General features: G+C 50.4%; 19 protein-coding genes. 7 read left to right on the top strand and 12 right to left on the bottom strand.

The window, feature by feature from the left end:
* Positions 1–26 precede the first annotated feature (26 nt).
* The 11 genes from OGX89_RS05485 to OGX89_RS05435 all read right to left on the bottom strand — a co-directional run bounded on the left by OGX89_RS05485 (position 27) and on the right by OGX89_RS05435 (position 5,582).
* A complete protein-coding gene (locus OGX89_RS05485) occupies positions 27–1,340 on the bottom strand; it encodes a tyrosine-type recombinase/integrase (protein WP_286560050.1) in 1,314 nt (437 codons plus the stop codon).
* A gap of 55 nt (positions 1,341–1,395) precedes the next feature.
* Positions 1,396–1,632 (bottom strand): excisionase family protein, encoded by a 237-nt coding sequence (locus OGX89_RS05480; RefSeq protein WP_110497661.1) that lies wholly within the window; start codon positions 1,630–1,632, stop codon positions 1,396–1,398.
* Between the two features lie 50 nt (positions 1,633–1,682).
* Positions 1,683–2,246: a 3'-5' exonuclease gene (locus OGX89_RS05475; RefSeq protein ID WP_286560047.1), complete on the bottom strand. Its 564-nt coding sequence runs from the start codon at positions 2,244–2,246 to the stop codon at positions 1,683–1,685.
* A 1-nt stretch (position 2,247) separates the two neighbouring features.
* The gene (locus tag OGX89_RS05470) at positions 2,248–2,856 is read right to left on the bottom strand and encodes a hypothetical protein (protein WP_286560045.1); all 609 of its coding nucleotides are present in this window, start codon (positions 2,854–2,856) and stop codon (positions 2,248–2,250) included.
* A 3-nt stretch (positions 2,857–2,859) separates the two neighbouring features.
* The gene (locus OGX89_RS05465; protein WP_275145831.1) at positions 2,860–3,048 is read right to left on the bottom strand and encodes a diguanylate phosphodiesterase; all 189 of its coding nucleotides are present in this window, start codon (positions 3,046–3,048) and stop codon (positions 2,860–2,862) included.
* Position 3,049: 1 nt separating this feature from the next.
* The gene (locus OGX89_RS05460) at positions 3,050–3,247 is read right to left on the bottom strand and encodes a hypothetical protein (RefSeq protein ID WP_094168743.1); all 198 of its coding nucleotides are present in this window, start codon (positions 3,245–3,247) and stop codon (positions 3,050–3,052) included.
* Positions 3,244–3,498 (bottom strand): hypothetical protein, encoded by a 255-nt coding sequence (locus OGX89_RS05455; RefSeq protein ID WP_159137289.1) that lies wholly within the window; start codon positions 3,496–3,498, stop codon positions 3,244–3,246. The genes OGX89_RS05460 and OGX89_RS05455 overlap by 4 nt, the downstream gene beginning before the upstream one ends.
* Positions 3,495–3,671, bottom strand: a complete 177-nt coding sequence (locus OGX89_RS05450) for a hypothetical protein (RefSeq protein ID WP_001253786.1) — start codon at positions 3,669–3,671, stop codon at positions 3,495–3,497. Before OGX89_RS05450 ends, OGX89_RS05455 begins: the two co-directional genes overlap by 4 nt.
* Positions 3,659–4,198, bottom strand: coding sequence for an HD family hydrolase (locus OGX89_RS05445; RefSeq protein WP_200042800.1), 540 nt, complete (start codon positions 4,196–4,198; stop codon positions 3,659–3,661). Before OGX89_RS05445 ends, OGX89_RS05450 begins: the two co-directional genes overlap by 13 nt.
* 128 nt (positions 4,199–4,326) lie before the next feature.
* Positions 4,327–5,154 (bottom strand): YfdQ family protein, encoded by an 828-nt coding sequence (locus OGX89_RS05440; protein ID WP_286560042.1) that lies wholly within the window; start codon positions 5,152–5,154, stop codon positions 4,327–4,329.
* A gap of 56 nt (positions 5,155–5,210) precedes the next feature.
* On the bottom strand, positions 5,211–5,582 hold the full coding sequence (locus OGX89_RS05435) for a YfdP family phage-associated protein (RefSeq protein ID WP_001515608.1): 372 nt from the start codon (positions 5,580–5,582) through the stop codon (positions 5,211–5,213).
* Between the two features lie 576 nt (positions 5,583–6,158).
* Between OGX89_RS05435 and OGX89_RS23830 the strand changes: the two genes are divergently transcribed.
* Complete coding sequence (locus OGX89_RS23830; RefSeq protein ID WP_003826136.1) at positions 6,159–6,419, top strand: DUF1883 domain-containing protein; 261 nt, start codon at positions 6,159–6,161, stop codon at positions 6,417–6,419.
* 343 nt (positions 6,420–6,762) lie between these two features.
* Here the strand turns inward: OGX89_RS23830 and OGX89_RS05425 are convergent, their stop codons facing one another.
* Positions 6,763–7,389 (bottom strand): LexA family protein, encoded by a 627-nt coding sequence (locus OGX89_RS05425; protein ID WP_003826139.1) that lies wholly within the window; start codon positions 7,387–7,389, stop codon positions 6,763–6,765.
* Positions 7,390–7,491: 102 nt separating this feature from the next.
* Here OGX89_RS05425 and OGX89_RS05420 point away from each other — a divergent pair, with 102 nt between their 5' ends.
* The 6 genes from OGX89_RS05420 (at position 7,492) to OGX89_RS05395 (ending at position 11,188) form a co-directional block, all read left to right on the top strand.
* Entirely contained in the window at positions 7,492–7,719 is a 228-nt protein-coding gene (locus tag OGX89_RS05420) for a Cro/CI family transcriptional regulator (RefSeq protein WP_003826141.1), read from the top strand.
* A gap of 10 nt (positions 7,720–7,729) precedes the next feature.
* Positions 7,730–8,281 carry a YmfL family putative regulatory protein gene (locus OGX89_RS05415; RefSeq protein ID WP_286560038.1) on the top strand — a complete coding sequence of 184 codons (552 nt, stop codon included), beginning with the start codon at positions 7,730–7,732 and terminating at the stop codon, positions 8,279–8,281.
* A gap of 172 nt (positions 8,282–8,453) precedes the next feature.
* A complete protein-coding gene (locus OGX89_RS05410; RefSeq protein ID WP_003034732.1) occupies positions 8,454–8,633 on the top strand; it encodes a DUF4222 domain-containing protein in 180 nt (59 codons plus the stop codon).
* Positions 8,623–9,489 (top strand): conserved phage C-terminal domain-containing protein, encoded by an 867-nt coding sequence (locus tag OGX89_RS05405; RefSeq protein ID WP_166465549.1) that lies wholly within the window; start codon positions 8,623–8,625, stop codon positions 9,487–9,489. Before OGX89_RS05410 ends, OGX89_RS05405 begins: the two co-directional genes overlap by 11 nt.
* A complete protein-coding gene (locus OGX89_RS05400; protein WP_166465548.1) occupies positions 9,486–10,805 on the top strand; it encodes a phage N-6-adenine-methyltransferase in 1,320 nt (439 codons plus the stop codon). The genes OGX89_RS05405 and OGX89_RS05400 overlap by 4 nt, the downstream gene beginning before the upstream one ends.
* Positions 10,802–11,188: a RusA family crossover junction endodeoxyribonuclease gene (locus tag OGX89_RS05395; RefSeq protein WP_003034741.1), complete on the top strand. Its 387-nt coding sequence runs from the start codon at positions 10,802–10,804 to the stop codon at positions 11,186–11,188. Before OGX89_RS05400 ends, OGX89_RS05395 begins: the two co-directional genes overlap by 4 nt.
* The last annotated feature ends 8 nt before the right edge of the window (positions 11,189–11,196 follow it).

Below are 11,196 nucleotides of genomic sequence, written 5' to 3'. Positions count from 1 at the left end.
GCAGTTAACATGTCGGGTATGTTGGGTTAACTGACTGATTTTAATAGTCCTCTGCTGTTTGTTTGTGGCCTATGGGGCATCAATGGGGCAAAATCTGCCAGCTTCTGATTCAGCATTGCGATCTGCTCTGCGCTGCTGTCAGCCATCCATGCACCGTAAACATTGAACACCATTTGTGCGCTCGCATGCCCCATCTGACTGGCAATAAAACTTGGGTTTGCACCAGCAGATAATGACCAGCACGCGTAAGTGTGGCGCGACTGGTAAGCTTTTCGATGCCTGATCCCCGCCTTTTTTAGCCCTGCGTCCCATGAGTCACCAAACGAATCCACCTTGTAGATAATCCCCACATCCTTACTTCGACGGACTATCTTAGGGTTAAAGACAAATGTACAGCTGTGCTGCGTTGTTCGACCATATTCACGCAATTGCACGTTGATGTGATACTGCTGCCCGAGTCTAGTCATTTCCATCTGATTCCTTAACGCATCGATGGCTGGCTGAATGAGGTGTATCAATCTATCCGTACTGGCGTCCGTTTTCGGTAGTGTGAACTCGCCCAGTTTTGTATAATTACGGCGAATTGTTATTGTACCCGCTTCAAGGTCTATATCTTCCCATGCCAGGGAAACCAGTTCTCCGTGACGAACACCTGTGTACACCGCCAGTGACCACATGTTTTTCGTCTGCTGATGCCGGCACGCATCTATCAGACGGATGAATTCATCACGGCTGAGCGGATCTGGCTCCACCCTGGCCCTTTTTAATGGCTTTATTCCATCAAAGGGATTTGCCTTTATGTACCCATTATCGGCGGCGAACTGGAACATTCCGGCGATAGTCGTCATGTAGTAATTGACGGTGACCGCGCTCCGGCCCTTAACAGGGATCCTGCCCTTTGCCGCGCACTGATAACCCATCAAAAGCTCTTTCCTGATGTACAGCAACTCTTCTTTCTCAATCGCTGTCACCAGTCGGGTAGCCCCGATCAGCGGTACAACAACTGCCACGACCGACTCGTACCGTTTGTGCGCGTTCGCGCTGATTTCCATCTTTTTCAGATCCAGCCACTTCTCTTCGAGTTCTTTCACTGTGATTTCTTTCTTGCCCAACCCAAAAATTTTAAGGTTAGGTGAATCTGGAAACCGTTCAGCATAATCAAAGCTTCCCGTGCGGATGGCAAAGCATACCGACACCCGCAGTTCCCCGGCGATCTTCCTGTTCTTAGCGGTGTCAGGGACACCGAGGTTTTCCCTGACGCGCTTACCTTTAAAATTAAACCAGATGCGCAGACTGCCACCGTGGTTTTCGACGCCTGTTGGATATGTGATTTTATCCATTAATACCTCCAGACGCCCAAGAGCGATACGAGCTTACCTTTTTCATGGCGTCAAATCATCCTGGCTGCTTGCTTTTCATTGAGGCGACCCAGGCATCTACAGCCTTTCTGTTATACATGCACTCACTGGAAGGTTTTGGATTCCCATCAGGTGATACGTGGATATACTCCCTCCCAACCATCCAGCATTCTTTTCTGGCCCGGAGGATGGTACCGGGTTTGAGCCCGGTAACCGCGATAAGAACGCTTTCACAAACCCACTCGTTGGGGGCTAACTGTAGAACATTGCTCATAGTTATCTCTCCATACAGCCCGGCTGCACCCGGGCTTACATATTTATAAATTATTGCTGGTGGGGCAGTAGACGTAGCCAAATTGCTGAAACGTATTTGGCCTGGTGGCGGGCATCGGCCAGTGCGTTATGTGCAACCCCATCGAATGGCATATCTCGCTTAGGATCGAAACCCACAACTCTGCCTAATGTGACGATGGTTCTTACGTCGTGATCGTTCCAAAATTGCCACGGGCAAACCTGGCCGGCGCGCTCATATGCGCCGCGCAATATAACGTTGTCGAAAGTAGCTCCATTGCCCCAAACCTTTAAATATTTTGGGTTATCAGAATGCCGGTTAATGAAATGGCTCAGTTCAGATAGGGCAGATGATATCGGCATCGCATCATCAACACAGATTGCTGATCGTGCTTCTGAGCTTTGTCTTAACCACCACAGAATAGTGTCACCATCCGGCACCGCTCCCTGCTCCATAGCGCTTTCAAGATTAACAGCGGTGTAAAACTCCTGACCCAGTTCACCGCTTTGCGGATCGAAAAACACGGCACCAATGGAGACGATAGGGGCATTCGGTTTTTTGCCCATGGATTCGAGGTCGATCATTAAATTGTTCACGTTATACATTCTCCTGCTGCGGTGCTGCTGCGAAATGTTCGACACCTTTAGCCCAAATAGCTTTGATGGTCGTCCATGTGACAGGAACGGTGATTTCAATTCTTCCGCTTCCGTCGCAGGTTTCGCAATCATCATCACCAAAACACTCTGGGCAGTTTATAAATTTCGTTTCTGAAAACTCACCGGACAGCACTCTTTTTGCGCCGTTCTCAGCGGTTAGTTTCTTCGGGACCAGCACGTAACCATCCTGAGTTACCGGAGAGTTGCCAGCCTGAGCAGTAGGCGTGTTCATGTGGTTATTCCATGAGCCAATTTCGTCAGTCGCTTGGCGGTGAACGTAAAGCGGAATCACAGCATCTCCCATTGGCTGAGACAGGCACTTAAGATGAAGCTCACCCATCTTGGCATAAGCCAGAGTTTCCTCAGCGGCATAAAGCACAGGCTCAGCACCAAACACTGCTATAGCCCCATCAATCACCTTCACAGCATCAGCCATTGCGTAGCCGAGATTACCGCCATCGCTTTGTTCTGCTGCTTTGCTGAGTATTTCGCTTATGTGGTGCAGGCGATCGAGTGATACAGGACCGTTCGCCGGGTGGTTAGTTGTCATGGGTTAGTCCTCCACGCTGATATCAACGGAAACTTTCATTTTCCCGGCAGAAACTTCAAAACCGGTGACATCCGCATTAAGCATGTACTCAGAGATAACCAGAGCAAGAAGTTTAAGTTTTGCGTCAGTATCGTTACCGTTCAGTTCTTCCAGGAGCTCGATTACCGGCTCCATATGATCACCCATCTTCATCTCACTCCCCCTTCACGCCAATGCCCGCGATAAATCGCGATGGTGACCAATCGCAATATGTGTCAGATTCAGTGTGGCCGAACATGGCTTTACAGCGCCGGATGTGATGGCAGTTACCGCACGTAGCGCCAGCAGGTAGCCGCATCTTGTCAGGGTCAGCGGGGTCATAGTTCAGCGCCTGTTTGTTGAGTGCTGTCATTGGGCTGCTCCCTGTCTTGCGCTATTCAATAGCTGATTAAACAACATGGTTAGGCTGTTACTGCATCCAAACGGCATATCGTTAACACGGTATGTTGGAATGCCTTTGCGAACACCAGACTTCATGATCCGGCCGGTGCCATAGAGTTGCGATAATGCGCCAGCGACTGCGGGTGTCTTTTTGTTCATACCTTTGGCGATTTCACCGCTGGTGGTATTCGGATGAGCCTGGAGATATTCAAATACGGTCATGGCGTTTTACCTTTACGTTCCTGTTCCAGTTGCACCAGAGACTCTTTTAATGCTGCGAACGTAGCGTCCAGTCTTGTGGCGACTTCGCGCATAAGCGGTGCATGCTTTGGTGGCAGTTCAGCAACGGAGGCAAAAGCCTCCGCAACGAGTTCTTTTACCTTCATGCGGCGCATTGGCGCAGCTCCGCCAGTTCGTTAAAGCGGTTCATGAACAGGCCATAGGCTTGACCAGGACGGAGAGGGATAACCTGAACGAGATCAGAGCAGGGAATACCTTCGAGAATTTCCCACTTCGAACCGTCATCGATTTCCAGATCACGGCGCTCGGTGGCTAACATGGTTAGATCGGCATATTTCACGACAGCAGCTTGTTCAAGAGAGATACCGAATTTAAAGCGGATAAGACCATCAATATAAGTTTCCATGCGCTGGTAGTCAGGCAGTAAGGCTTTGAGCGGGGCTGGAATATCCTGGCAATATGCCTCCGCAGCGTCGTGCATCAGCGCTTCAAAGGCGAACTCTGGCGGCACAATCTGGCTTACAAGCACAGAGTGCTGGGCCACGCTGTAGAACTCTGGCAGATGCCCAGCGAATCGACAGATGTTGGAAAGAGCAGTCGCGATATCCTCAACATCGATATCGTCGATTGTGGCGGTCAGGTAGTTAAATTTTTTACCGGATAATGTCTGAATGTAGCTCATGGTTTTCTCCATATTGTCACGCTGCACCGCGCAGATTTTGGTTGCACGAATTCCTCGCCGGATGGCGATAATTAATGGAATTACGCTTCAATAAATCCCCGCGGCGCCGGGGATTTAATGCAGAGCAATTAGGCTTTAAAGTTACCGATGAAAGTTTCCACTGATTCACCTTCGAACTTGCTGATCAGCAAATCGCGGAATTCGTTGGCGATCGCTTCTTCCTGGGCTTCCAGTTGGACGATACGCAGAACAAAGCACGGCTCATCACCAGTCAGCAGGCTGTTACGCAGACTAAAGCGGCGCTCGCCAAGCCCTTCATACGGCACACACTTGAACTCGAACGCCACCGGCATGACATCTTTGCTGCTGGCTTCGACGCTTTGCATGAGTGAACGTTTACCTGCGAAGTCACCCGTTTCATGATCCTGCTGGGTTGCCTGCTGGATAGTGATACGGCGTACAGCCTGGGCGGCCTGGGAAATCTGCATCGTATTGCCATCAGCATCAAACGCCAGCAGGTAATCGCTCCAGTCTTCCAGCCATTCAGCGATTTGCTTTTGCTTCAGACGTTGACCGTCGATCTGCAGTAGCGCGCGGAACGGGGCGGTTTTCTTCAGGGTGATCGAAGCAACGTTATCGGCGTGACCGGGATTATCCAGGGTGCCGATGTTGAACACTGAACGGGCGGTCATGTTGTCAGCGTCAATAAAGCAACGAGCTGGCTCACTGTCGCTGGCGTAACCTTTAGAATAACGTGCGAAGTCGTCAATACTGGTTGTGGTCATGGCGCCACGAAAGCGGAAACGCTCCAGAGAAAAGCGCTCGAGGCTTTCAACGCCAGTACCCTCTGGCAGTAATGCGGTCGGGCAAGCCAGGCCATGAATATCATTCAGGTGATAACCGGAAAGAACCAGGTCTTTGACCTGCTTGAAGGTACCGCTGTCTAACTGAGACATAAAAATTCCTTATTAACTGATGATCAAAGTGGTATCAGTGAGTTTGTTGTTGCGGATCACTGAGCCGCTTTAAGCTTTCCATCCACCGCGCCAGTGATCCCGAACAGCTGACCCTGATCTTCCTGCAGGATGGTTAGCTTCCCGCCTTTGTTGACCCACATCGGGGTTTCGGTTGTGTCCTCTTCTGAGGCTTTACCACGCGGTGTTGGGGTGCTGTAGTTCAGCTTGTGCTTGATCTTGACGCGCTTCTCTTCAACGGAATTACCCATGCGCTCAAAATCAAATGTGAGGACTACTTTGCCTTTGTTGCCGTTGTTCAGAACGCCAAGCGCGGTGGTATTAAGTGCTGCCGCGATTTTGTTCATGAACACGCCGGCATCCAGTTCGCCAAGAAAATCTGGCACTACGGTCATGCGGTCATTACTCATGGTTTTACCCTCGTTAAGGCGGCTGCAACCGCCGAACTTTCTCCATACACAACAGAGAAGGGCACCTGCATTTGTAGGCGACTGCAACCGCCATCCTCTTGCCCGGGTGGATTGGGTTATGAGCCCGTCGCCCGGTGATGCCCTTTTCTGTTGCGTAAAAAGGGCGGTACCGAGGTAGAACATTATCTTCGTCCCCCTTGCATAAGGTTGAAGACCCTGGTACCGCCAAGACTACACACAGCAATAAGGTTGTGGCGCCAGATGCTTATCTTCTGGTTACCTCTAAGGGTTGCACTTCACCACAACGAAGAGAGCACTGCCGGTGTCCGAATCGAACGAACCTTTTCCCTGCCCAACCCTCCCAACCGAATGGGACTGTCTGGAATCGAACCAGCACTTATGCCTTGCTCGTCAATGCTCTCGTCGTTGCGCCCTGAAAAAGGCTGGCGGTTACCGGACAAACGGGAAAACACCGGGCCGCCAGAACAGGGAGTTACTTGTTATTGCTTTGGCCTGCTTTTAACCACATCAGGCGTGGTGGTATCCTTTAAGCCCCTACAACAAAAAGGAATATTCATGTCACATATACATAGCCGAGAACATATGGATGATGGAAATGTTGTTACTGTCCAATGTTCACATCAGATAAATGTTTTACTCATGGACGATTCAAATTACAGCTCTTACAAACGTGGTGGTCGTTGCACCTATTACGGTGGTTTCTATGAACGATTTCCTGCCAATATTGCAGTTCCGCACTCAGGCTTCTGGAATGTGGTGCTAGCCCTTCCCGCCGGTCATCGTGCAAATATCAGATACTCCATTAACGTCATCTGATAGCAGTATTTGGCCTTTCGCCTGAGTGCATGCACTCTCAAGGGCGGTAATGATTGTTTGTTGTGTACCGTCCTTTAAAAAACACATATCCGTTATGTTCTGCTGGTTGGTGGTATCGTAAGACCAGAGCAGTTGGTCATTATCATCTAGGCATTCAACCTTCATTTTTTGTCTCCCAGTCATCCGCGAATCATCCGGTTATTCATATGCCACCGGCGGCTACTTCGTGGGCGTCCTGCCTGTTCGCTGTTGATGAACAAAATCTAACTTAACTTAGCTTTTAGATCAAGAAAAAACACCAAACTATTCTTAGCCTGATGTTAAGAGGAGGGTTAGAGGTGGGTTAAAGCTCGTACTGAACGCCTTTGACAACGCCGATGATCAGGCAATTACCGTTAATCGAAATGTTTGGATAGCGTGGATTTAAGGGAACTAAGAACTTTTGAGGCCCATCGATGACAAGTTTTTTTACAGTAGCCTCGTTTGTCCCATCAAGCCTGGCTACGACTATCTTTCCATGAATTGGCTCTGCATCTGGATCTACTATGACTGTTGCCCCTTCAGGGATTGTTGGGAGGCCATTAGGGTTTGTCATCGAATCACCTTTAACCTCCAATGCAAAGGAGCTATCCCCTATCCGGAGTGATGTCTCTATCCACTTATCTACTTCGCTGAAAACTTCTGCTGCTTTACATTCTGTAAACTGTCCAGCCTGAACCCAGGATATCACCGGAATCCTTCGCATCTTGGTTATCAGATTGCCTTCAAATTCAGTGCCATAAAGTATGTAATCAATTGATGTGTTGAAATACTTCGCAAGTTTCGCAAGTGACTCGCCGCCTGGCACATTAACGTCTTTTTCCCAATACCCAACCGCCACATCACTAACACCGCAGAACTTACCCAGTTCTTTCTGCGAGGTTTTGGTTATGCGCCTGAGAGCTTTGATGCGCTGACCGACAGTTTCCATTTGAACACCATAAATAAATTAAAAGGCTAAGCAATCTTAGTTTTTATTGACCAAAGTTAGATTGGTTATTAATATCTAATCAAACTTAGCTAAGGAGGCGTTATGACAACCGATGATATTGAAAACTACTTCGGCAGTACTGAGAAGGTTGCCGAATTTTTTGGAATCACAAGCGAGGCTGTTTACCAGTGGCGTAATAGAACTGGTCGCCTTATCCCAAAAGGGCGTGCAGCTGAAGCAGCCTATCGGACCGGGGGGAAATTGGTTTTTCATCCCGACCTTTACGAAAAGCGTAGCGATGCTTCAGTAAAACTCAAACCACAGGAATAAGGGGGTAGCTGTGGGTAACGAACCTATTTGGAAAGTCGAACGCCAGCCAGCCTGGCTGGTTGCGGCGATAAAAAAAACGATCACCGATCTACATGGCGGTTATGCCGAGGCGGCGGAATGGTTGGGCGTGACAGAGAACGCATTGTTTAACCGCCTTCGTATTGATGGCGACCAGATCTTCCCGCTGGGCTGGGCAATGGTTTTACAACGTGCTGGTGGTTCAACCCATATCGCTGATGCCGTTGCGCGCCATTCTCAGGGCGTATTTGTACCGCTGGCAGATGTCGATGATCTGGATAACGCCGATATAAATCAGCGCCTGATGGAGTCCATCGAATGGATAGGCCGTCATTCGAATTTTGTACGTAAAGCCACGGCTGATGGGGTAATTGACGCAGATGAGCGTGCTCAGATTGAGGAAAACAGCTATCAGGTTATCGCGAAGTTCCAGGAGCACATAACGCTTCTTTATCGAGTTTTTTGTGTCGCTGAAAAGAGTGACGCCCGCGAGTGTGCAGCTCCGGGCGCCTTGGCGAACAACTCTTCGAGTATGGAGAAATAATCCGCATGAGCAGTTTAACGGCTTTTAACCGTCTACCGCAACCCTGGATGATCCCGGTTTCGGGTACTCCGTTGTTTCGGTATGAACGCAGATTATCAAACCGCTGGGTTCCGTGTAACCACAGTAGGGCGGTTTCAATTGTGGGGGTCTACAACCGGAGGACAAAAAGCCTGTGCGCGAACTTAACCGAAGGTTCAAAGACCACCGCGGAGTGCCAGTCCGTGTTATCCGCTGGGAGCCAGAAACACAGCGCGTTATCTATCTGCGTGATGGCTACCCACACGAATGCTTCAGCCCACTTGAGCATTTCAGGCAAAAGTTCAGGGAGATAACGGACGATCATGAGCACTAAATTAACCGGCTACGTATGGGATGGTTGCGCGGCGTCGGGCATGAAGTTGTCAAGTGTTGCGATCATGGCCCGTCTCGCTGATTTCAGCAGCGATGAGGGCGTGTGCTGGCCGTCCATTGAAACTATTGCTCGCCAGCTTGGCGCAGGGCCGAGCACGATCAGAACTGCAATCGCAAAGCTTGAAAAAGATGGCTGGCTCACGCGTACACAGCGCCGTAATGGTAACCGTAATGCTTCGAACGTGTACCGACTGAATGTGGCGAAACTTCAGGCTGCCGCATTTTCTCAACTGTCAGATTCTGACACGTCAAAATCTGACGCATCAAAATTTGACGCCTCAAAAACTGACCCGTCGAAATCTGGCAAAAACGGAGGTTTTGACCCGTCAGAATCTGGCGGGGATCCGTCAGTAAAATCAAAACAAGATCCACAAGTAACTTCAAAACCCTCTTGTCCGGTTGCGGCGCAACCCGACCCTGAGGTTGTGATTACTGATCAGGCCAGACAGGTTTTGTCTTACCTGAATCAGACTACTGGCTCACGCTACCAGGTATGCAGCACGTCGCTGGAGAATATTCGCGCCCGTCTTCGGGAACAATTCACGGTTGATGATCTGTGCCTTGTGGTGGATTACAAAAATGCCGATTGGCGTGATAGCGAGCAGGCGCAATATCTCCGCCCGGCAACTCTGTTTATTCCAAAAAACTTCCCTGGTTACCTGCAAAGCGCGACCAAATGGTCCAGTGCTGGGCGGCCTGAACGAGTTAACGGCAAATGGGAGACTAACTCAGCCAGCCGCGCAAACTTCCAGAGTGTTGATTACTCACTGCCAGAAAATTCGGGGTTCCGTTCATGATGACAAATAAATATTGCCTAGCGCTGTCGGCACTGCGTAGCCAACCAGCCCACGAATTGAAAGAAGTTGGCGATCAGTGGCGGACACCGGATCTGCTTTTTTGGGGGATCAACGCGCTATTTGGTCCATTAGTTCTGGATTTGTTTGCTGACGACGACAACGCGAAATGCCCGGCATGGTACACCGCCGAAGATAACGCGCTGACGCAGGACTGGTCTGAACGTCTGGCTGAACTGGGTGGCGCTGGCTATGGCAACCCACCGTATAGCCGTTCGCAGTACCACGAGAAGCAGGCGATCACCGGCATGACGCACATCATGAACTACGCAGCAGCCCAGCGCGAGAAGGGCGGTCGCTATGTATTCCTGATAAAAGCCGCGCCGAGTGAAACGTGGTGGCCGGAAGATGCCGATCACATTGTATTCATTCGCGGGCGCATTGGGTTCGATCTGCCTGTGTGGTTTGTACCTGCTGACGAAAAACAGAAACCCACCAGCGCGTTTTTTGCCGGTGCCATAGCTGTATTCGATAAGTCATGGCGTGGCGAGCGGTTCAGCTATATCAACCGCACAGAACTGGAGGCAAAAGGGCGGGCGTTTATGGCTTTGGCACAATTTGCTGCCAGCAAGTCTCAACCTGTAACTGCCAGACCTCCTGCAGCTGATAAGCCAGAAGCAGAGTTGCCACTCACCCAGAAAGATATTTTTGCTATCAGCGGTGTCGAGGCGTGGGCATGCGTTAGAGCTGCGTTTGGCGATAAAGAAGAATACACATTCAGTGAATCGAAGTTTGGGCATACCTGGGCGGCGGATTCTGTCGAAGCACCGGAATTCACTCAGGTATCACCTTTAACGATCGACAAAGCGAAGCTGCTTATTCGTGAGAGTATTTTGTTCGGTGTGGATGAGTGGCTGTTGTCGATTGAATTCGATGACGCTGCTGTGCGCCTGGATATGTCGGAACGTATTCGCACTGTTGCCCTTGAAGCATCCGGTGAATATGGCATGAACAGCACTGACTTCATTGCAGCCATGGGAAGCCTGGATGTTTCCAGTTGGTCCAATATTCGCCAGATCCGCATGCACATTCGTGAGAAAGCTAAACCAGTATCGGATCCGCTTCCCGAGTCCCGTATCTGGCCGCTGGAGGTTAGAATTGTATTCGACCAGGTGGATGGTGCTGACATGCTGGATGAGTCACTGCAACACAAGCTGAAAGCCAATATCAATCAACTCTGGCTGGAGCGGACTGCCACCAGCGAAATCATTACTGCTGCTTCTGAACTTGTTCGCATTATGCGGGGAGAGGCTGCGTGAAACTGGTCCTGCCTTTTCCTCCGAGCGTGAACACTTACTGGCGCGCCCCTAACAAGGGGCCGCTGGCCGGTCGTCACCTCATTAGCGCTGATGGCCGTAAATACCAGAGCGCTGCCTGCGTGGCGATCATTGAGCAATTACGACGTCTCCCGAAGCCATCGACTGAACTGGCAGCGGTAGAAATCACTCTGTACCCGCCGGATGCGCGCCGCCGGGATATCGATAATTACAACAAAGCCCTGTTTGACGCGCTGACGCATGCGGGTGTCTGGGAAGACGACAGCCAGATTAAGCGCATGCTGGTGGAATGGGGACCCGTAGTGCCGAAAGGTCGGGTAGAGATAACGATCAGCAGATATGAACCGGCGGGTGCAGCCGCCTGATATGGAGA

This window comes from Citrobacter sp. Cpo103, assembly GCF_030332605.1.
GTDB classification, from domain to species: Bacteria; Pseudomonadota; Gammaproteobacteria; order Enterobacterales; family Enterobacteriaceae; genus Citrobacter; species Citrobacter portucalensis.
The sequence above is the reverse complement of the archived record's forward strand: the minus strand, read 5'-3'. Positions and strand labels throughout refer to the sequence as shown.